Here is a 23,185-nt window from a genome sequence, read left to right on the forward strand (position 1 = left end):
TTCAACGCTACCGCAAGAACTGCACATTTCGTTTCACACCCGCTTATTACATTTGTAGCGTAAAAGAAACGAATAATGACCAGCGAAGTGCTTGTATACATCAATAATCACCTGGATAGTAAAATTACGTTAGAGCTGTTGGCAGAAGTGACCGGGTATTCCCCTTTTCACCTGCACAGAAAGCTAAGCGCGGAATTGGGCACCAGCCTGGGGAAGTATATACAAAACCAGCGATTACATACTGCTGCCTATTTCCTGGCATTAACCAGGTTGCCTTTGGATGAAATAAAAGATTTGGTAGGCTTTGAGGACAACAGTGCCTTTGGACGGGCATTTAAGAAAGTATACCAGGTGTCACCTCTCCAGTACCGGAAGTCGCTGAAATGCCAGCAGGCGGTTCCCCTGCAGGCATCCCGGTATATTTCCACCAATGGTGTAATCAGTAAAGAGAGCCCGCAAACAGCCAGGGTGTTTGCTTCCCGCGGAAATTATTTTTCGGAAGATATATATGCCATATGGCAGGAAGTAGCCGATTATATCCAGGCAATTGATAAAACGCCGCAAGACTTTGATCACTACGCTATTTTACATGAATGCCCGCATCTCACCGGAGACAGAGCATGCAGGTATGACGCCGCCATTGTTCCCAAAGGTTTTGAGTTGCCGGCAGATCCCTTTCTCCAGGCAAAAGTCCTGGAGGGAAAATATATCAAATTCAATTTTTGCAGTAAAGTACAGGACTACGAAGCCGTAAGTACTGAAGTTAATACCTCGTTGGCACAACAGGCCGCTATACAACACCGGCACGGCGTTTCTTACTTTAAATTCGACACCATGCCGGATCCTTCCAACCCCAATAACCTGTTTATTCACTGGTATCTTCCTATAGCGTAATACAATAACACACATATGAAAAAAAGAATCGTAGCATCCCTATGCTGTTTAGGGATAGGGGGGCTTATTTTTGCCTTCGGTGATCTCCTGATCGACCAGGAGAACGTAATTTTTAAAGCGGACCTGGAACCGGAAAAGTTTGCCAGTCTCACTACTTCCACGGAGTATCTATGGTGGGCCGGACGAGGCTTCCTGGGGGTTGCACTCGAAATGATAGGAACAGTAGGACTGTACCTATACCTTCAAAAGTCCAAAGCAGAGAAATGGGCCTTCGCCGGCTTTTTATTTACCCTTACGCACCAGTTGCTCGGTATCGGCGTTTTTGCCATTTGCTACTTTTTGTTCCCCGCTGTCGGACACCTCTACCAGGAGGGCGTAAGGGAGGCTATTCCTTTTGCCGTCATGAATGGCGCCCTGGGATTTTTCTTCGCCATATCGCTGGCCTGCACTATGATCGGTTTGTTTTGTATGGCCGTAGCCGTACAAAAAAGCAAACTATTGCCCGCTTATACCGGCTGGATGGCATTATTAGGATTTGCCCTCATTCCTGTACCTGGTGTAATTATCCAGTTCCTCGCCAACAGCATCTGGTCTGCTGCCTATTTCCAGATGGCCTACTACATTTCAAAAACTGCCAAATAAAGTATCATGCAACCATTTAACCCCTTCACCCCGGCGCATAATATTTCTCCTGTTATCCCTACTAGTTTTTAAAACTCAGTATCTATACTTAGAAAACCGGGTCCGCCTGCTGCTAGTTTTGCAGCAAATCAGAACCGTATGAAAAAGTTTTTAGTAACACTGTTGTTTTTCTCCCCATTGGCAGGCATGTGCCAGCAGGATATCCTGAACAGGTTCGGACAAAAAGTGAAGGACAGAGCGATGCAACGTACCGAGGAAGGTATGGATAAGGCGATCGATAAAGCAGAAGATGAAGTGAAAAAAGAAGGAACTGCTGCTAAAAAGAAAACAGACAAAAAAGAAACAGCTGTAGAAGCCAGACCCTCTCAAAAGAAGGACGCTGGCTTCGAAAGCTACTCCCACTACGATTTTATTCCCGGAGAAACGATGGTGTACGCCGAAGATTTTTCCCAGGATGTAGTGGGAGAATTTCCGCTTAAATGGAGCACCAACAACCAGGGGCAAACTGTTACCATCCGGGAGCAGCCCGGGCAATGGCTACGCCTGATGAAAGACGGCCATTTTGTATCTCCCTATATCAAAGGTGCCGGCAACTTTACCCTCGAATTTGATGCAGTACTGCATTTGCCGGAGAATGTGGATAATACTTCTTATGCAGACCTGGTGATCCGGCTGATGAATGTGCCGCCAAACGATGATAAAGCCCGGCAGTTCTTTAATAACAGTTTCGACAGCAGAGCAGACATCCGCTTTACCCTGCAGCCCTATACAGATGAGCATACCACGATCAACCTGGAAAGTACTTCAGGAGGAAATAACAGCGGGTACTTCAGGTCAGAAAATAAAGAACTGCCGAAGTTTGCTTCGTGCCTGGCAAAACCCATTCATTTCGCGGTGTGGGTGCAAAAAGAACGCTTCCGGTTATGGATCAACGGAGAAAAAGTATACGATCTTCCCCAGGCAGTACCGGATAAAATCCTTTTCAACCGGTTCGAATTTCAGACTGGCAGCTCCAGCTATGACGTGGGGTATTACGTGAGCAATATCCGCCTGGCAGAAGGAACACCCGACATGCGCAGTAAGCTGATCACCGAAGGAAAGCTGGTCACAACGGGTATCCTGTTTGATATTAACTCGGATAAAATAAAACCCGAAAGCTCCGGCGTACTGCAGGAAATAGCCAGGAACCTGAAAGAAAACAACGGCGTTAAAGTGATGATTATTGGTCATACTGATAATGACGGCAACGATGCGGGAAACCTGGATCTGTCGAAACGCAGAGCCGCTGCGGTGAAAACAGCCCTGCACGCACAGTATGGCATTGATGAAAACCGGATGCAAACAGATGGAAAAGGCGCGCGTCAGCCGGTAGCAGATAATAATACCAAAGAAGGAAAGGCAAAAAACAGGAGAGTAGAATTTATCAAACTATAACTATGTATAGAAAATTATATCGTCCCTTTTTAGCCATGATGTCCCTTTTTATATCATCAAAAGCTTTTACTCAACACCTGGGTGACACAAAGTTCGAAGATTATTTTGCGGTAATGCCGGTTCCATCTTCCACAATAGATATTACAGACGTCTCAGCAGGTAGCAAACAGGAAGCAGCCAACGTTACCTCGGAAGCACAGCGGAAAGCAATACTACGCTCGTTCTTCCCTCTTTTTAAATCGAATGTGGAGCAGGTAAGTGAGAATAAGCGCTTACTAAATAATTACAGCATAGAGGAGCAGCAAATGATGCAGCGGTATAAAGCCGCCACCAATGGCATAGATGAAGAAGGGCAACTGGTGATTTTTGCGTTGGTGATGGAAGGACGGCCGTTACTATCCAGCGGAAAATTGTCGTGGAGCGCGGGAGCTGCGGCTTTCAGCGCACGGGGAAAAAAGTACCACGAACAGCTTTTAGCTATCGAACGAATTGTAAACTGGCCACTGTTTTTTAGAGAAGCGGAGAAAAGGAGTCCTGTTCAGTTCCTACGCGCCGGCGACCCGGAGATATTCGCTATTGATGCACAAATGAATGCGGAACTCAGCCATGTACCTACAAAGAAAGTGAAGGTATTTGAAAACAGTGATGAGTTATCAGAGCTGCCTGACTATGCGCTGATGGTGAAAATAGCAAGTGCCGCAGATAATAAACGGCAACAGGTACTCCGGAAAAGGCATATTGCTTTGTATCAGTGGTGGAAAGAAAACGAATGGCTGCTCCGGCAAAGCGCGTACCGTTTGGATACACTGGTGGCAGCAACGGGCAACGGCGCCGCGCTGACAGGCGCCGATCAGCCACTGCTGGCAATGATAGCTGATTGCCAGGAAAGGATCTGGCATGGCCTGGCAGCATTGGGCGCCGTAACCGGTATGATGGCTGCCAATACAACGCAGGCAGCCGGCAGCCGCCAACAGGTAGAAGAAATGATAACTATGCAGAAAAAGATGGAAGCAGCGCAACAGCTGCCATAACATATTCGTTTGGGCTACCCGTTAGTATAATGCAAGTATAATCATCCCATTTGTTGAGTGCCGTAGAATACAGCGCCACGCCGGATAACGGCCGTTGGCGCTGTTTGTTTTTGAACCTACGCTCTCCGTAAATATACTGATATTGAAAGATCAGTAACGGTACAAATATTTCCCGCCTTTTCCCCGCCTAATTTTGTGCCTGTAATCAATAATCAAACAAATATGCAAACGAGAAAATTACTATTGTGGAGCGTTTTTATTGCGGTGTTTTTTATCGGTAATGCCAACGCTCAAAGCCCCAAAAAAGAATTATTGTCAACCGCGAAAGGTAGCAGCTACCTGAACCTGGGCGTAGGCCTTGGCAGTTACGGACTGGTAGGTACCGGCGGCATTCCGATCGTCGCTTCCTATGAATACGGCGTGGCTAAAAACATCAGTGCAGGTATTGGAATAGGTTATGTAAAAAGAAAGTTTACCAGTGAAGATAAATACACTTATTTGATGTTTACTGCCAGGGGATCTTATCACTTCAATGAGCTGATGAAGCTTTCCAATCCCAAACTGGATATATATGCAGGAGCAGGATTGGTGTACAGGCGTTATACGTATAAATACACCGAGTTGTTTCCAGGCAGCGAAGGGGAAGCTGCTTATACCAAAGATTATACTACTTCCGGTGGCAACGTAGATGCGGAAATACATGCCGGTGCACGTTATCTTTTTACCAATCATATCGGTGCTTTTGCTGAATTGGGATATGGTATTTCTCCACTACAACTGGGCCTTACACTCGTCTTTTAATGCATGATGGCAGGATCCATCCTGCCATCTTCTTTCCCTGATACTAAAAAAATAAAAATGAACTTCCATCATAGAAATTATTTATTGATGCTTACCTGGGTCCTGGGTGCTTACTGCAGGCCTCATCACGATGACACCGTGAAACCGCAACCTCCCTCCAAAGATGGAGTGGTTTGTGAAAAGGGAATTATCAAAGGAGCTCCTACCTCCAAACGTATAGGCGTGAACGGTGGAACGGTTACTTCCGCTGACGGTCAAATTACCATCACTATCCCGCAGGGCGCCTTATCCGGTGATACTACCATCGAAATACAACCTATCACCAATACCAACCCGGCGGGTAACGGTATCGCCTATAGGATAACGCCGCATGGGAAAATTTTTAAGCAACCGGTAAGTATTTCCTTTTCGTATATTTATGGCGAAGGAGAGCAGAAAATACCCCAGGTACAAGGTATCGCGTACCAGGATGATCGCGGTATCTGGAAATCTGTCGGAGGGGGCCACCTGGATACCACCGCAAAAAAGGCGACGATTCAAACGGATCACTTTAGCGACTGGAGCGAATTTGAAGCGATGCGACTGATACCAGGCAACCCGGTGCTCAAGGTAACTGAAACTGTGAAAATCCGGGCGATACGGTACATTGCGGATGATGACCTGTTGTTACCATTAAGCGCCCCGGCAGGAAAAGAAACACCGATTGGAACGCCCTATGACCTGGAGTATGCTAAAATTAAAAACTGGCGCTTATCCGGCGTAGGAAAGCTGAACGCCCAAACACAATATGCAGACTATACTGCTCCGGAACTGATCAATGGAGGAAGAGGCAGTGCAGCCGTGTCAGTAGCAGTGAATGCGGGCCCTGGACAATTATTGCTGATTTCCAATATCTCTGTTATCAATGAAGGCGTGGTATTGCGTATCAACGGCGGTAACTGGATCCAGTTTGCAAAAGATGCCTGTATCTATGACTCATTACCATTTGTTATTTCCGGCGGCAATACGTCCGGCATGGATGTATCTGTTGCGTGGGACCAAAATCAACCGGAGTTACAGTGGGGGAGCAGTTTAACCGCTTTTTTACCAGGATTCGTTTATCATACTGAAGGTGGAAAGTACCAATATACCAGTTCGTATTTTATTGGTGATGCGGAAGAAGAGCTTCCCAGCCCGGGGTACCTGAAATTCGATCATTTTTCTGTGCCGGAGGAACCTTATGTAAGCGGTTCATTTTTCATAGAAAAGGGAGCAAAACTAAATGCAAACGGCGACATACTGGGCAATGCTAAAATAGAAGGCTATTTCCGGATGCCGACGAAATGACATTCATAAAAACAACAGCATATAATGACTTGCTTTGCCAATAATATCCAGGGCTATGCGCGGAAAATAATCGCGATGATAGCTGGTTTATGTGTGGCCGTATTTTCATACGCACAGGATAGCGCTTTGTTCGCCATTCAACGAATGCCGGATGATACAGCCAAAGCAAGTCGCCTGATCAGCTACGGTACCACCTTGCTGGACAAGGAAGACTCCATTGCATTACGTGTTTTTGAACAGGCAAAAATAATCTGTGAACAGCAGCATTGGGAGGAAGGACTGGCGTTGGCGTACCGGCGTATCGGATACGTGAAAAGCAGTTTGAATGACTGTCCTGCTGCCATAGCTGCCAATAAGAAGGCCCTGGATTATTATCAGCAAAAGAAGCAGCTATTGTATATCATATCGGTATATAACAATACAGCGCAGGCATTCCGGCAAATGGATAAATTCGACAGTACCATTACCTATTATCTGCAGGGAATACAGGCCGTAGAAAATGCCATGCTGGAGCATGATGAACAGGCACAACAAAAGAAGGTATTATCGGTGTATGCGTTGCTGATCACCAATCTTTCTTCGCTGTATAGTAATATGAAAGAGCTGCCAAAAGCATTGGAATACGGGCAGAAAGCAATTCGTGTAGCCGGTAGCGTAGGTGATACCGCCAATCTTGTAATGGCCATGGTATGCGTGGGGCATGTGTATGAAGTCAGGAAGGATTTTACCGAAGGGATGAAGTATGCAAGAGGCGCTATGACCTTGTCGGAATCGTTGAATAGCCCGGCGGTATATGCAAGGGTATATCATTTATTATCGGTCTGCTACACGGGGCTGGGGATGGCGGATTCGGCGGTGCTGGCCGGCAAAAAGACGATGTATTATTCAAAAGGAGTGGACCCGTTTAGTTATATGTCTGCTGTACTGGATATCGCGGATGCTTATCACCTCAAAAAAGCTTATAAAGACGAAGATATGATTTTGTCGGAGGGAGTGAAGGGATTGGAATCTGTTAATAACCAGGCTTTTTTTGGGAGATATATTTATGAGAAGCTGGCCCATGCCAAATATGCCCTGGGTGATTATAAAAGCGCTTTTGATTGTATAGAGAAGGCCAATGTGTACGAGAATATTTTGTCGGGTAAGGAAAACAAAGACATGGTAGCCAAACTGGAAACACAGTATAAAACGGTGCAGAAAGAAAAAGAACTGGCACAAAAAGATTTTCAACTTCAGCAGAATCGTAACTATATGTATTTCGCCATCGCTGCTTTAATAGTGGCATTGTTAATTGTCGCGCTGCTGGTGATCCAACGCAGCAGCAAAAGGAAGCTGCATGAGCGAAAGCTGGAAGCCATTCAGCAACAGAAGGAACTGCAGCTATTGCAGGCATTGATGCAGGGAGAAGAAAGAGAGCGTAGCCGCATCGCGAAAGATTTGCATGATGGCGTTGCCGGTATGCTGGCGGCCACCAAGATGCATTTCAGCAGTGTCCCGGATGCCACCGGCCTGGTCAACACAGAAGGTTATCAGCAGGGAATGAAGTTATTGAATGAAGTTACCACGGAGATCCGTAAAACCTCGCATCACCTGATGCCGGAAGTACTGTTGCAACATGGACTGGATGAAGCTTTGCGGCGTCATTGTAATAGCGTCAGCAATAGTAAATCCCTGCAGATTATTTATGATTCCTGGGGAGATATCAATCGCTATACGGATGGCTTTGAGTTGTCCGTATACCGAATGGTGCAGGAACTGGTGAATAACATTGTCAAGCATTCCCAGGCTACCCAGGCCATGGTACAGGTGAGCGAGCAGGATAACCTGCTCTCCGTGTCTATTGAAGACAATGGCATCGGCTTCACAGACGACGGTCATACCGATGGCATGGGCCTGAGAAGTCTCCGGAGCCGCGTCAGGGCCCTGAATGGCAGAATCGACATACAAACCTCTGAACAAAACGGCGTTTGCGCCTATCTTGAATTTGACGTGACCACTGTAAAAACGGAAATTGCGACGATATGAATAAATGTAAGCTAGCAGTTGTAGACGACCACGTAGTGGTGCTGGATGGATTGAAAACCATGCTGGCGGCCTTCCCTCACCTGGAAATTGTGCATACGGCCCAATCGGGCGTGGCACTGCTCAATTACCTGGAAACCTCCACGCCGGATGTGTTACTGATGGATATCCAGATGCCGGGCATCGATGGAATTGACCTGTGTAAACAGGTCCTGAAGAAATGTGCCACCATTAAAATTATCGCCTTCAGCAGCTTTGATGATTCCAACTATGTAAAACAGATTTTTCGCAATGGTGCGAAAGGATATCTGATTAAAAACAGCGATAAACATACCATCGTTAAAGCTATTGATACAGTGATGGAAGGAGAGGAATATATAGATGATACCATTAAGAAGATCCTGCTGCAGGAAAGTATCACCGGCCAGCGACGCTCCATCTTTGATGTGCCGCTAACGAAAAGGGAAAAGGAAATACTGAAGCTGGTAGCTGATGGATTAACCAGCCAGGAAATAGCAGATAAACTTTTTATTAATCAGCGTACCGTGGAAACCCACCGCATGAATATCAACCAGAAACTGGATGTTAAAAATACCGTGGGGTTGGTAAAGGAAGCAATTAAAAGAGGGCTGATTGAATAAAATGATAACGGAACAGGATCGTATTCCCTGTTATTCCACCCTGCAGCAATAAAAATTATGCCGCGATATTATCAATTTACGATGCTTTTTTGATCCGCCCGATGTGTTGCTGAAGTGATCCCGTAACAGCCTGTTTTGCCGGAAACCTAACTGGTATTGATTTTTAAATATGTGCTGTTGTGGCAAAAAAATTATTTGTTGTTAACCTCCTGGCTCTTGTTCTGTATTCCTGCATTTCTGTGGAAATAAATAATCCTTATTTTTAGCTGGTACACTTTTTTTAAGGCAACTTTCCACGTGGTATGATTTCGTCAAATACGGTGTCTATTAGTAATGCTCAGCTTTTGCAACTGGTGGCGGAGGGAAATGAAAATGCCTTTCAGCAGCTATTTCATCACTATGCCGACAGAATTTACGGTGTCGCATATACGTATACAAAATCGGCTCATCTCTCTGAAGAAATAGTGCAGGACGTTTTTGTAAAAATATGGCTTAAAAGAGCGGCTTTACCTACTGTTAAAAACATCGCCGACTATATCTTTATTATTGCACGCAACCGGATTTTGAATGAATTACGCCGGCTTCGGCTGGAGAAGGATTACCTGCGACAGCTATTGTCTGAAGAAGCGCAGGGACTGCGCTCACCGGAAAGCGAATATGTATTGAAAGAGTCCCGTGGCCTTATTATTAACGCCATTAATAACCTGCCTCCCCAGCAAAAAGTAATTTATCAATTGAATCAACTACATGGAATTAAGCTGGGAGAAGTTGCCTTGCAATTAGGACTATCCAGGAATACGGTCCGGAATCACCTGTCCAGGGCCACACAATCTATCCGCGAATACCTCCATGAACACTCAGATGAGCGTACTTTTCTTTTCGTTATAATTTTTCTTGCATTAAAGTAAAACTCCACTGGTACATTTTTCCAGGTCGCGTGTCTTTATATCTGAATCAGCTACAACTGTACTGATAACATAAATATTATGCAACGATTCCACCAAATAATAAAAGCATACCTGGAAGGCAGGATCTCGAAGAGAGCGTTGTCGAAACAATTATCTGCAGGTGATAATGACCTGCGTACAACGATTAAGGATCAATTGGAATCGGGGACATCCGACGGCCTTACCAGCCCGGAAAGCCGGCAGGTCATGTACAACCGGGTAATGGTCCGTGTAAAGGAAAAAGAGAAGGGGCGTACTATCTTCTTTAACCGCTGGTTCAGGGCTGCTGCGATATTATTACCATTGACGATAGTGGCGGGATGGATGTATCATGCCCGTGAAAAGCATCCGGAGAAAATAGCACAGTATCACCTGCCTTCTCCTGTGAAAAATAAAGTGATGCTTACATTGTCTGATGGTACCGCTATTGCGCTGGATAGTTCCGGTAAGGGCGTAGTGGCACAACAGGGGAATACGGTATTGAAAAAAGAGAATGGACAACTGGTTTATCATCCCTCGGCTGATAAAGGAGGAGAGGTACTTTATAATAAGATAGTCACTCCAAAAGGTACCACCTTTCATGTTACATTACCGGATGGAAGCGTGGCCTGGCTGAATGCTGTTTCCTCCATCCGTTTCCCTGTTGCGTTTTCAAAAGATAGCAGGCAGGTGGAAATAACAGGGGAAGCCTATTTTGAAATACAGAAAAACCAAACCCCCTTTCGGGTAAAAGCGGCGGGTGGTGAAATACAGGTGCTTGGCACAAAGTTTAACGTAAACGGATATACGGATGAAAGCGTCCTTAAAGTAACGCTGTTGGAAGGTGCCGTGAAAGTAGCTGGCCGCAAGGATAGCGTGATGCTACGTCCGGGTCAGCAGGCGGTGCTGCTGGATGGAAATACGAAGGTTACGCAGGCTGACGTTGACGAAGTGATGGCGTGGAAGAATGGGAATTTCGTTTTTAACAGCCTTACCCTCTCTGAAATTATGCGCCAGATCTCCCGCTGGTACGACATAGATGTAACTTATGAAGGACCCGTTAGTCAGAAGCGTTTTACAGGGATAGTAGGACGTAATGAAAGCATTGAAGAAGTACTCAGTTTTATGCAGGCAGCCGGTATCAGGTATAAAATGAACGATAGAAAAATAGTAATAGCGCAGTAACAGCCATAATAAGTATCACCAAAATCAGCCCATAAAAAACCGCTCTGTGTGCGAGACAGAACGGTTGAATGCGGGCGAATAGTCTGGGCATAGTATCCGGATAGGGAGTGCTATGCTCAGAGGTCTCTGATTCTTCACCCAAATCCACTCATTAAAAATGAGTAGTTGAAAAAACGAATGTATGAATTTACGAGGACATTTCCTTGCCCACCCAGGTTGTAAAACAACCATTAAACTGTTGATGATGATGAAGTTTGCCACTTTCGGCCTGCTCTGTATTTGTTTGCAGGCCAGCGCCACCGGGTACAGCCAGAGCATTACATTGTCAGGAAAAAATGTATCACTGAAGACGGTGCTGAAAGAGATCAACCGTCAGACCGGCTACCGGTTTTTCTATGAAGATGACCTGATCAGTAATGCCAGCAGCATCAGTATTGACGTGCGTAATGCGCCATTGCCGGATGCTTTAAAAGCCTGTTTTAAAGGATTGCCCCTAACGTATGCCATCTCTAAAAACAGGATTATGATTGCCGGCGTTACTACTACAGGAAGAGATTCTTCGTCTGCGGCAGCGCCGCTGGCCATCGAAATAACCGGTACCATCGTTAGTGAAGATGGTACACCACTTCCCGGCGCTACGGTAAAGTTGAAAGGAACCGCCAAAGGGGTAACAACTGACGCCAGCGGTCATTTTACCATCCAGGCACCCCGCACAGGTGTAATATTAATGGTGTCTTTTATTGGTTATGAAGCACAGGAAATAACCGTCCATAATGCTTCACCACTGCAAATCGTGCTCAAACGCCTGGATGCAAAAGTAGATGAGGTAGTAGTGGTAGCGCATGGAAAACAAAAGAAAACGGAAGTAGTAGGTGCGGTAACATCTATTAAACCGGGTGAATTGAAAATCCCCAGCAGCAACCTCACCACCGCACTGGCGGGAAAGCTGGCAGGTATCATTGCTTATCAGCGGAGCGGTGAGCCCGGATTCGATAACGCGGACTTTTTTGTAAGAGGAGTAACTACCTTCGGCTATCGTAAATCCCCGTTGATCCTGATCGATAATATCGAGGCATCTACTACAGATCTCGCACGTTTGCAGGTGGATGATATTGCCAGCTTTTCCATCATGAAAGATGCTACAGCTACGGCATTATACGGTTCCAAAGGTGCCAATGGTGTGATACTCATTACCACAAAAGAAGGTAAGGAAGGTCCCGCAAACGTGTCATTCAGGGCGGAAAATTCTTTGTCGCGTTCTACAAGGGATGTGCAACTGGCAGATCCGGTTACCTATATGGAACTGGCCAATGAAGCGGTACTCACCCGCAATCCATTGGGCGGATTGCTGTATTCGAAAGATAAAATTGAAAATACCAGGAAGGGTACTGACCCTGTAATATATCCGGCTACCGACTGGCAGAAAATGCTGCTTCGTAATTCTGCGCTTAACCAGCGCTACAACCTATCTGTAAACGGTGGCGGGAAAATTGCCCGTTACTATGTATCCGGCGCCATGAACATGGATAATGGCATATTGAAAATGGATAAGAAGAGCAACTTCAATAGTAATTCCAAATTGAGGTCCTATTCTGTCAGAAGTAACGTGAATGTTAATCTTACGCCGTCTACAGAAATGATTGTGCGCATATCCGGGAGCTTTGATGATTATTCCGGCCCTATCAGCGGAGGCCAGGATATTTATAACCAGATCATGCAATCCAACCCGGTACTGTTCCCTGCGTATTATCAACCTACTGAGGAAACAAAATACGTACGGCATATTATGTTCGGTAATGCCGCTGATGGTAAGTATAATAACCCGTATGCAGACCTGCAGAAAGGGTACAAGCAGTTTAACCGTTCTGCCATCAATGCGCAGCTGGCGTTGAATCAAAAGCTGTCTTTCATCACAGAAGGGTTGTCGGCCAGGGGGTTAATTAATATTCAGCGCAATGCTTACTTCTCTGTATCGAGGCAGTATAATCCATTCTATTATGTAGCCTATAATTACGACTACGTAACAAAAGGCTATTCATTGAACGCTATCAACCAGGAGGCGGGGCAATCGCAGGCGCCGGCCGGGACAGAGTACCTCAATTATTCAGAAGGTGATAAAACATTGTCGTCTGATTTTTATGGTGAGTTAGCCGTAGACTATCGCAGAACATTTAACAAAGTACATGGCTTCAGTGGTACGCTGGTGGGTGTAGCGAAAAACAGCCTTACCGGTAACGCCGGCACTTTGCAAAATTCCCTGCCTTTCAGAAACGTGGGCTTATCCGGAAGGGCTACTTATTTGTATGATAACCGGTATGCGGCTGAGTTTAACTTCGGGTATAACGGGTCAGAACGATTCTACAAAACGCAGCGCTTCGGCTTCTTCCCCTCTGCAGGCATTGCTTATACGGTGTCTAATGAAAAGTATTGGGAAAATATCCAGCGTATAGTAACCAAATTGAAGCTCAGAGCTACTTACGGACTGGTCGGCAACGATGCTATTGGCAGCCCGGACGACCGCTTCTTTTATCTTTCCAATGTTGACATGAACAGTGGTATAAGAGGAATGAGATTTGGTACCCTGAAAGATTATAGTCTTACAGGAATTGATATTTCCCGCTATGCCAACAATGACATCACCTGGGAAAAGGCGGCGAAAACCAATATCGGATTTGAAGCTTCTTTCTTTGACCGTCTGAACCTGGAAGTAGATGTTTACAATGAAAAAAGATCCAATATCCTGATGCCCCGTAAATCTATTCCCACTACAATGGGATTATCGGCCGGCCTCAGTGCCAATGTAGGAAAGGCTTCTGCAAAAGGTATAGATGTGGCGATGGACTATTCTCACCAGATCACCAATAAATGGTGGGCTAAGGCGATGGCTAATTTTACTTATGCCACCAGTCGCTTCGATGTGTATGAAGAACCCGCGTATCCGGAGCAAAATAAGTTACACGTAGGTCACTCGATTATGCAGCAGTGGGGCTACATTGCAGAGCGGCTGTTTGTAGACGACCTCGATGCTAAAAATTCGCCCAAACAAAATTTTGGTATGTATGGGGGTGGAGATATTAAATACAGGGATATAAACGGAGATGGGAAAATCAGTGAGCTGGATCAGGCGCCGATCGGCTTCCCAACTACGCCGGAAATAGTATATGGCTTTGGATTTTCATCTGGCTACGATCGTTTTGATGTCAATATTTTCTTTCAGGGCCTGGCCCGCGAATCATTCTGGATTGATACCAAAGCTACAGCACCATTCATCGATGATCAGCGGCAGCTGCTGAAAGTATGGGCAGATAATCACTGGAGTGAAGACAACCAAAACATTTATGCCCTGTGGCCCAGGCTGAGTACCAGCATCGTGGATAATAACAATCAAACCAGCACCTGGTTTATGAGAAATGGCGCCTTGTTGCGTATCAAATCTGTAGAAATAGGTTACACACTGCCTACACCACTGATGAGAAGACTGCGCCTGACCAATGCACGGTTTTACCTGAATGGCACCAACCTGTTCACCTTCAGCAAATTTAATCTGTGGGATGTGGAAATGGGCGGTAATGGCTTAGGCTATCCTATTCAACGGGTATTTAATGTCGGTGTTACCTGTTCATTTAAATAGCCAGTTGTTCACAATGAAAAAAGTAAGTATGAAAACGATCAAGATATTGCTACTGGGGATCATCATTTCCTTTAGCCCTGCCTGTAATAAATTCCTCGATATTATTCCGGACAACGTAGCCACCCTGGATCAGGCATTCCAGATGCGTGCCACCGCCAAGAAATACCTGTTTACCTGCTATTCTTATCTGCCATTACTGGGCAGCCCTGCTGATAATTATACTTTCCTGGGATCAAGAGAAATAGCCACACCTTATCCCGGGTCACAGGCGCCGGGAATTCCGGAAAGTATTATGCAGTTGTGCTACGACTACCAGAACGTAGTAAAGCCCATCGCCAACTACTGGGATGGAGAAAACGGTGGTCTGGCCATGTTCACAGCAATGCGTACCTGCAACATTTTCCTGGAAAATATAGGCAAGGTCCCGGATATGACAGAGGTAGAAAGAAAAAGGTGGATCGCGGAAGTAAAGGTATTGAAAGCCTACTATCATTTCCTGTTGATGCGCATGTATGGTCCTTTTCCTATAATGAAAACCAATATTCCCGTATCGGCAGACGTGGAAGCCGTTAAGGTAAAGCGTGATCCGGTAGACGATATAGCAGCGTATATTGCACAGCTGGTAGATGAAGCAATCCCCGATCTGCCACCCACCATCACTAATCAGCGGGAAGAACTGGGCCGTATTACAACGCCTATTGCACTGGCCATTAAAGCCTATGCATTAACGCTGAATGCAAGCCCGCTTTTTAACGGCAACGCCGATTATGCAGGATTAAAAAACAAAGATGGAAAGGCACTCGTGAATACGGCATTTGATAAATCGAAATGGCAAAAGGCGGCAGATGCCTGCAATGCGGCTATTGTATCCGCTAACAGCGCCGGATTTCAGCTGTATTATTTTGAAAAACCTTTCGACCTCGCGCAAATCGGCGATACCACGAAGAAGTGTATGGACATCCGTTGTGCCATTACGGAAGACTGGAACCAGGAGTGTATATGGGGTTTCCCTCAGAGTACTACCACAGAATTGCAGCGGGAATGCGCTCCCAGGAATGATGTGTATTCCTATACTTATTCCTTGTGGGCCGCGAACATGAATGCCTGCGAAATATTTTATACCGGCAACGGCGTACCTATAGATGAGGATCTTAACTGGGATTACGGTAACAGGTATACGAAGCTGGTCACCATTCCTGACGCGATGCGCAGTATCTTAAAACCGAATTACACCACCTCCTCTTTTAATGTGAACAGGGAATATCGTTTCTATGCGGACCTGGCCTTTGATGGATCTTCCTATTTTATCAAACAGCGTTCTAATGAAGACAACCTGTTGTATATAAATACCATGTGGGGATCTTCCTCCGCACAATCTTTATCCAGGTATTCGTTTACCGGCTATTGGCCTAAAAAACTGGTAAGCTGGAAAACATCCGGTGACGGCGGTTCTTATACGGCAGATGCTTATACCTGGCCTGCTATCCGGTTAAGTGCATTATACCTGATGTATGCAGAAGCGCTCAATGAATCAGAGGGACCATCTGCTAAAGCATATCAATATATTGATGCGGTGCGCAGCAGGGCAGGTTTAAATGGCGTGGTACAGTCCTGGGCAGCGCATTCCCGCAATGCCAACAAACCATCTACCAGGGAAGGATTACGTAGCATTATTCAACAGGAAACTATGATAGAATTTGTTTTCGAAGGGGAGAACTATTGGAATATGCGCAGATGGAAACGCCTGGACCTGATGAACCGCCCCGTTACCGGTTGGAATGTTTCGCAAAGCACACCGGCTGCATTTTACGGTGTAAGAACTATTTACCAACCGCACAATACCTATAAAGACTTCCTGGCGCCTATCAAGGAAGATAACCTTTACGTTAATCCTAATCTTGTTCAGAATCCATTATGGTAGCCGGAAGCGGGACTGTGTAGCAGCCCTGTTATCCATCAAATCAAAAAGTATGAAAAAACAATTTTTGCAGTATATAATGGCGCTGATGACCGTGGTTGCTGCGGTGGCGTTTTACGCGTGTCAGAAACAAACAGGTACCAACCTCGAGCCCATCTATAAAAGCAACAAGAAACCGCCTGTGGTCACGAATGTAAGGGTGAATAACTTTCCCGGCGGGGCGTTGATCATGTATGATATCCCTGCAGACCCCGAAATACTCTATGTACAGGCCGATTACATGATTAACCAGCAATCAAAGCAGCAGGTAAAAGCATCCTACTACACTGATACGCTGAAGGTGCTGGGTTTTGAAAAATCAGGTCCTTACAAAGTAACGTTATATGCGGTTAGCAGAAGTGAAGTAAAGTCTGATCCGGTGGAAGTGACAGTGACGCCGCAAACACCGCCTTACCTGACGGTAAAGTCTTCCCTGGAAATCCTGGCGGATTTCGGTGGCGCCAATATTCGGTTCAGAAATGTGACAGGCGCTGATATCGCCGTGGTAGCACTGGTAGACACGATCGGGAAAGCAGAGAATGTATATACCAACTATACAAAAGATTCGGCCGGTAATTTTTCACTTCGTGGATTTTCACCGATAGAAAGAAAATTCGGCGCTTTTGTACGCGACAGGTGGGGTAATGTGTCAGATACTGTTTGGACAAAGGTAACATCTATGAAAGAGCAGGAGCTGGATCGTACAAAGATGAAGGCATTGCTGTTGCCCGGCGATCAGGTGGCCTGCTGTGGCTCTGACCTTAACGTGCCACTGACCAATCCTTACAAGTCCGGCGACTGGGCCTTTTACGGAGGAACCGGCCCTAATGATTCCGTGCCGGCCCGCGTAACAGTCGATTTTGGCCGGCCCGTGGTGTTAAGCCGTTTCAGGTACTGGATGCGGCAAAATGGCGGCGCTGAATTCAGAAACGGTACGTTGCGCTTTTTTAAAGTATACGGGAGCATGAATCCTAATCCCAATGGCGCCCTTGATGATTCCTGGACGCAGATAGGAGGGGTGTATGAATTGGTGAAACCATCAGGTCTTCCTTACGGTCAGTTGAATAGTGCGGATTACGAGGTAGTGAATAATGGTTCGGAGTTTACGTTTCCGCTGCCGGCAGTCACCATGCGCTATTTCCGGCTGGTGATCCTGAAAAATTATTCCGGCGGTGCCGGATTGGAAATGGCATCCATGAAATTTATGGGTGACTATAAGTAAACCTATCCGTTAGCATTTTAAAAAGTTGTTATGAAAAATATTATCTACGCCCTGTTGTTGACAGCAGGACTACAAGCGTGTACAAAAATGGATCATGAGTACATGCCTTATCTGACAAATGGGGAGATTTTTTATACCGGTGTTCCCACCAACCTGGCAGTACATTCCGGCCGGGGGCGGGTAGAAGTACAATTCACCCGGTCAAAAGATCCTAACATCACCCGGTTTGTAGTTTACTGGAACAACCGGGAGAAGCATCTTGAATTACCAGTTACGAATGAGGTGATACAGAAAGTTATTGTTCCTGGTTTGCCGGAAGGTGAATATACTTTTGAAATTGTAGCTTATGATAAAGCGGGGAACGCTTCTACTCCCGGATCTGCTATTGTGAGCGGCTCAAGCCTGGGACAACTGTATGAAAATAACCTGCAGGCCAGAAGGGTCAATGTCACCAACAGCCAGTCCGGAATACTGCTAGATTTCCCGGCTGTGGATACGCTCTGTAAATATACAACGGTAGGTTATACCACGGCGACGGGAACAACAGGATCCATGAAGTACCTGGCTGCTATGGCGTTTGCAGATACCCTGAAAAATGCTTCGCCCGTCCTTTCATCCATTCAGTTAACAACCGCTTATATACCCGTTGCCGGAATTGATACTTTTTATGCACAACAAACGGTAGCCGTTAATCTTGCTGCCGGGGCATATACCTGCACCGGGCAAATGACAGACAATACCAATGCCGCCCTCACTGGTCCCTATCCCTGGAATGTAACACTGCGGCAGGTAACTGCCACACAGCTGGAATTAGTGGATAACGATCAGACCAATGATGTATATCATAAGATCCTGAACAACGGGGGTAATTCTTACTACGGTTCATTTGGAGTGGTATTAAATCTCGATAACAATTACCATGTGATCAGTGTGATCAACAAATACGGACAGCCTTCTTCCAATGGAAGATCGGCAGAATTAGATCCTTCCGGTGTAAATAAATTTGATCCGGTTACCCGTACCTTAAAAGTGAAATACTGGATGAATCAGCCCGGAAGTACGCACAGGACCTCTTTTGATGAAACTTTCACCATGAAGTAAAGGCCTGTTTTTTTATTTTTTTCGGGAGAAGGGGAGCGCCTGGTCCCGGCATTTTCAACCTTCTATAACAGGAGTCTTCCTGTTATAGAAGGTTGTTTCCATGTCAAAATGAAAAAGACCCTCCCATTTTGGTATACCTGTTATGGGATGGCTGGTATTGACATTTTCATAATTTGTTTATTGTCAGTTAATTGAGTTGAAAAGAGATCACTAACGTAACATGGCATTGGTTTGGTGGACCCGCTGGTACACCCAATCAATTCAATGCAAATGTCGCTGAACTTAAAAACAAAATTTTCCCTGGGATTGATTTTCCTGTTCCTGATGACGCTGGCGATCAGCATGCAGGGAATTTATCAGATTTACCGGTTAAATGGAGATGTGCGCCTTATCCTCCGGGAAAATATCAGATCTATTATGTTCTCCAACAACATGCTGGGCGCCCTGGAACAACAACCGGTACAACTGGAGATACTAAAACAGAACCTGTTATTACAGGAACAAAATGTAACAGAGCCAGGAGAAGATAGTGCCACGGCGCGTGCTGCATCATTGGTACAGCAACTTCAACTGCACCCGGAAAACCCTCAGTTGGCAGTGGAACTACGACACGTTATTCTGCAAATATCGGCTATTAACCAGCAGGCCATCATCCGAAAAAATAATATATCATCTGCGGCCGCTTCACGGGCCATTCTTACGTTATCTGTCATTACCCTGATACTACTTAGTGTATCCATCCTGTTTATCTTCAGTTACCCGCATATTGTTACGCATCCCATTCATCAGCTGATTGCCGGTATCCGGCAGATTGCAGATAAGAAATACAACACCCGCATTGACATTAACCGAACGGATGAATTAGGCGAATTAGCCATTGTATTCAACCGAATGGCGGAGAAACTACATGAATATGAAAATAGTAACCTGGAGAAAATAAAGATGGAGAAAACAAGGATAGAAACGATCATCAACCAGATGAATGATGGTATTATTTGTTATGACCCCCATCATCAACTGTTGTTTATGAATGAAGTGGTGATGCATTTATGTGGCCCTCAGCTAAGGGATAGAGCCACAATGCTGGCGTCTATCAATAAACATCCGGCAAATCAGCAGCTGCGGATCGGGTCGGCCGTCTTCATAAAGGAAGTCATCAGCAACGACCAGGGAACGGTGACCGTATTGCGTGATATCAGTGCTTTTGAAGCACTGGAAGCTGCCAAAACTAAATTTATCGCCACGGCCTCGCATGAACTGAAAACACCCATAGCAGCTATGAAAATGAGTCTCAGTTTACTATCGGATAAAAGGACCGGACCTTTGCAGGAAGGACAACAGGCGCTGCTGGATAGCATCAGCGAAGATGTGGAACGAATTTTACAAATCAGCAGTGAATTGTTGGATTTCACACAAACAAAAGTAGGATTGATTCCCAATCTCCGGCATTAATTTTTTTTCAATTTTAATACACCAGAACATGACAACCGGTACGGTTTTACTCGTAGAAGATGAAGAGAAACTTCGTCAGTTATTGAAACGTATTATTGCAATGGAAGGTTTTCGTATCCTGGAATGTGATACCCTGAAAGCCGCGCGGCAGCTGCTGCACACAGAAGCCATAGACATAGTACTCAGTGATATCATGCTGCCGGATGGCAATGGTATCGACCTCGTTACACACATGCGGGACAAACAGTTGCCAGCTGAAATTATCCTGCTAACGGCTTATGGTAACATCGCTGATAGTGTACGCGCCATAAAGAACGGGGCGTTTGATTATATCACCAAAGGCAATGATAATGCCCGGATTATTCCACTGTTACACCGCGCGCTGGAGAAAGTAAAATTGCAAAACCGTGTGGTACAACTGCAAACAAAAATCAATAATAACTACGCCTCATTTGATGCATTGCTGGGTACTTCAGCCGGGATTCGGGAAGCCCGGAAGCTGGCGATGAAAGCAGCGCCCAGTAATGCCGCCGTATTACTGTTGGGGGAAACCGGTTCAGGAAAAGAAATGTTCGCACAAGCTATTCATAATGCCAGCCATCGGGCAGAAAAAGATTTTCTTGCCATTAACTGTAGTGCTATTGGGAAAGACATACTAGAAAGCGAGATCTTTGGCTATAAAGCAGGGGCATTTACCGGTGCTGTGAAAAACAAAAAAGGATTGATAGAAGAAGCCCACCAGGGCACCCTTTTCCTGGACGAAGTAGGTGAGATGCCATTGGACCTGCAGGCCAAACTATTAAGGGTACTGGAAACAAGCGAGTTTATAAAGGTGGGAGATACTAAAGTAACGAAGGTGGATATACGTATTATCGCCGCTACCAACCGCAACCTGGTACAGGAAATTCAACAGGGACGTTTCCGGGAAGACCTGTTCTACCGTCTTAATGTATTTACCATTGAGCTGCCGCCGTTAAGAGAAAGAAAAGAAGATATCCCTTTATTTGCCTCCTATTACCTGCAACAGTTTGCCGGAAAATCCAATACACAGGTAGTGCAGATGAGCCGTGAGTTTATAGAACATCTGAAGCTGCATGAATGGCGGGGTAATATCCGGGAGTTGAAAAACATTATGGAGCGTGCGGTGATCATTTGTACCGGTAACACACTTACCGTGGATGATTTGCCATTGGAGTTTACGTTGCATAAGCATCCGGTGAAACAAAAACCAGGTACTTTTGATCTGGCAGTGATGGAGAAAATACATATACAATGGGTGGTGGATTATGTAAACGGTAACAAATCAAAAGCCGCCAGGTTATTGAACATTAGCTTGTCTACCCTTTACCGGAAAATGGATGAATATAAGATGGCATAATAAAAAAACTGCCTGGTAAAGAATTACCTGCAGTTGTATAAAACCTATATTAAAAATCAAACGAGTTTATCAGAACCGTACAATGAGATCCATAGCTGCTGTAAACTGATCGCTGCGTGTTCCATTATCGTATGGGGTAGCGTCGTTGTTCCACGCTTTTTCATATCGTACTTCCGGCCTTATCCTGACCAGGTTGTTGAAGTGATGGACCCAGCCAATGGTATGACTGGTATAGGTGGTGGCAAAACCGGTACGATTGCCCTGCGGATCGTTCAGGAGGTCATTTCTGATCGACAGGTAGTCCTTCTTCGCCGATAGCTGTACCTGGAAATAATTTACAGCGCCTACGGCAGATGCAATACCTGGAATGGTATTACCTAAGCCGGTACCCATGTACCATTCTTTCCCCGGGCCTTCAATGGCGGTACCACCTACGGCCGCGTCATGCTGCCACATATAGTATACCTCGGTATTCATATGTATTTTTTCATTGAACTTATGTCCCCAGGTAGCTACTGCCATTTGCAGATTGTCGTGCGCATCTTTATAATAACCTTTTCCTAAGCTATTAATACCACCATACAGGGAGTTTCGGTTATTGGAAGATACCCAGCGTACCATGGCGAGGCCATTCAAACTGGCGGAACTGCTCCATGGCGTCATATCATTACCAGCATGCGCTCCTGCGGAAATCTGCCAGTGAGCATTCAGTCGTAATATGGCGTGTACACCGGTGAATGTATATGGATCTACCGTAAACATCAGGGAATGGGAATACAGGTAGTTGTCGGGGGCCCACTGCGCTTCAATATCAGCCGGAGAAATAAAGCGGCCTACCTTAATCAGCAAGCCTTCGGCTACTTTGGGAAGATAGAGCATACCATATACCTGTGTAGGATCATATCCATACAAGTGGTTATTTTTTAAGAGCTGGTCACTGAAAATACCTTTTGCAAGCGTATAACGATAGTCGGTACCGTAAATATTATCAACCACAAAACCCCAGTCCACATGATCCTGCTGTACGGTATTCGGTTGCCTTTCTATGCGTAAAATAGCCTGATCCAGTACCACACGGTTAGGTACAAGATTATAAGAAGTAGGTGCGTTCGAATTTTTAGAAGTGCTGAAATTACCGCCAATGTCTATCCATCCATAGATTTTAATCCGGCTTTTACTTTTCGCAAGTCCTAATAGTTTGGTCAGGGGATAATCGGGGGCGTCTGCAGGTGCGCCTATCAGTGGGCCGCCTACCCATTCCCCGCTGGGAAATGGAGGTGAAGAAAGGGGAGAAGGTAAGCATCTTCCATTAGATCCATCTACAATAACAGGTTGAGTTTTACCGGTAGTGTCTTGCTGCGCATATCCATATGACAGGGACAAAGTCAGGACAAGCGACGTTACAAATCTTCGTTTCATTTTTCGTTCGTTTATACAATTTGGTGACTACATTCCCAATTGTATGCCTGCGCGGGGGATTTAGTGTGCCAGACCTGTGAAATCATTATCCAATAAGCATTCCGGCTGCCAGAAATTTTAGAA

At 45.6% G+C, this 23,185-nt stretch carries 17 protein-coding genes; 16 read left to right on the top strand and 1 reads right to left on the bottom strand.

The window, feature by feature from the left end:
* Positions 1 to 75: 75 nt before the first annotated feature.
* The 16 genes from J7623_RS28670 (at position 76) to J7623_RS28745 (ending at position 21,643) form a co-directional block, all read left to right on the top strand.
* Positions 76 to 894: an AraC family transcriptional regulator gene (locus tag J7623_RS28670; RefSeq protein WP_291927723.1), complete on the top strand. Its 819-nt coding sequence runs from the start codon at positions 76 to 78 to the stop codon at positions 892 to 894.
* A 15-nt stretch (positions 895 to 909) separates the two neighbouring features.
* The gene (locus J7623_RS28675; RefSeq protein ID WP_291927725.1) at positions 910 to 1,536 is read left to right on the top strand and encodes a hypothetical protein; all 627 of its coding nucleotides are present in this window, start codon (positions 910 to 912) and stop codon (positions 1,534 to 1,536) included.
* Between the two features lie 138 nt (positions 1,537 to 1,674).
* Complete coding sequence (locus J7623_RS28680) at positions 1,675 to 2,970, top strand: OmpA family protein (protein ID WP_291927728.1); 1,296 nt, start codon at positions 1,675 to 1,677, stop codon at positions 2,968 to 2,970.
* A gap of 2 nt (positions 2,971 to 2,972) precedes the next feature.
* Positions 2,973 to 4,001, top strand: a complete 1,029-nt coding sequence (locus J7623_RS28685; RefSeq protein WP_291927730.1) for a hypothetical protein — start codon at positions 2,973 to 2,975, stop codon at positions 3,999 to 4,001.
* A gap of 222 nt (positions 4,002 to 4,223) precedes the next feature.
* On the top strand, positions 4,224 to 4,802 hold the full coding sequence (locus tag J7623_RS28690) for a hypothetical protein (RefSeq protein ID WP_291927732.1): 579 nt from the start codon (positions 4,224 to 4,226) through the stop codon (positions 4,800 to 4,802).
* Between the two features lie 57 nt (positions 4,803 to 4,859).
* Entirely contained in the window at positions 4,860 to 6,128 is a 1,269-nt protein-coding gene (locus J7623_RS28695; protein ID WP_291927735.1) for a hypothetical protein, read from the top strand.
* A gap of 24 nt (positions 6,129 to 6,152) precedes the next feature.
* Complete coding sequence (locus J7623_RS28700; protein ID WP_291927737.1) at positions 6,153 to 8,153, top strand: ATP-binding protein; 2,001 nt, start codon at positions 6,153 to 6,155, stop codon at positions 8,151 to 8,153.
* Positions 8,150 to 8,791, top strand: a complete 642-nt coding sequence (locus tag J7623_RS28705) for a response regulator transcription factor (RefSeq protein ID WP_291927740.1) — start codon at positions 8,150 to 8,152, stop codon at positions 8,789 to 8,791. Before J7623_RS28700 ends, J7623_RS28705 begins: the two co-directional genes overlap by 4 nt.
* Before the next feature lie 302 nt (positions 8,792 to 9,093).
* Positions 9,094 to 9,699, top strand: coding sequence for an RNA polymerase sigma factor (locus J7623_RS28710; RefSeq protein WP_291927743.1), 606 nt, complete (start codon positions 9,094 to 9,096; stop codon positions 9,697 to 9,699).
* 78 nt (positions 9,700 to 9,777) lie between these two features.
* Positions 9,778 to 10,902 (top strand): FecR family protein, encoded by a 1,125-nt coding sequence (locus J7623_RS28715; RefSeq protein WP_291927745.1) that lies wholly within the window; start codon positions 9,778 to 9,780, stop codon positions 10,900 to 10,902.
* A gap of 181 nt (positions 10,903 to 11,083) precedes the next feature.
* Entirely contained in the window at positions 11,084 to 14,533 is a 3,450-nt protein-coding gene (locus J7623_RS28720) for a TonB-dependent receptor (protein ID WP_291927749.1), read from the top strand.
* A gap of 28 nt (positions 14,534 to 14,561) precedes the next feature.
* Positions 14,562 to 16,454 (top strand): RagB/SusD family nutrient uptake outer membrane protein, encoded by a 1,893-nt coding sequence (locus J7623_RS28725; protein ID WP_291927753.1) that lies wholly within the window; start codon positions 14,562 to 14,564, stop codon positions 16,452 to 16,454.
* A gap of 49 nt (positions 16,455 to 16,503) precedes the next feature.
* Positions 16,504 to 17,712 (top strand): DUF4959 domain-containing protein, encoded by a 1,209-nt coding sequence (locus J7623_RS28730; RefSeq protein ID WP_291927756.1) that lies wholly within the window; start codon positions 16,504 to 16,506, stop codon positions 17,710 to 17,712.
* Between the two features lie 30 nt (positions 17,713 to 17,742).
* Entirely contained in the window at positions 17,743 to 18,813 is a 1,071-nt protein-coding gene (locus tag J7623_RS28735) for a DUF4998 domain-containing protein (RefSeq protein WP_291927759.1), read from the top strand.
* Between the two features lie 270 nt (positions 18,814 to 19,083).
* Complete coding sequence (locus tag J7623_RS28740) at positions 19,084 to 20,265, top strand: histidine kinase dimerization/phospho-acceptor domain-containing protein (RefSeq protein ID WP_291927761.1); 1,182 nt, start codon at positions 19,084 to 19,086, stop codon at positions 20,263 to 20,265.
* Between the two features lie 28 nt (positions 20,266 to 20,293).
* Positions 20,294 to 21,643, top strand: a complete 1,350-nt coding sequence (locus J7623_RS28745) for a sigma-54 dependent transcriptional regulator (RefSeq protein ID WP_291927764.1) — start codon at positions 20,294 to 20,296, stop codon at positions 21,641 to 21,643.
* A 69-nt stretch (positions 21,644 to 21,712) separates the two neighbouring features.
* Here J7623_RS28745 and J7623_RS28750 read toward each other — a convergent pair whose 3' ends face one another.
* Positions 21,713 to 23,062 (bottom strand): outer membrane beta-barrel protein, encoded by a 1,350-nt coding sequence (locus J7623_RS28750; RefSeq protein WP_291927766.1) that lies wholly within the window; start codon positions 23,060 to 23,062, stop codon positions 21,713 to 21,715.
* Between the last annotated feature and the right edge of the window lie 123 nt (positions 23,063 to 23,185).

Origin of the sequence: Chitinophaga sp. (assembly GCF_017745275.1) — a bacterium.
GTDB lineage: Bacteria > Bacteroidota > Bacteroidia > Chitinophagales > Chitinophagaceae > Chitinophaga.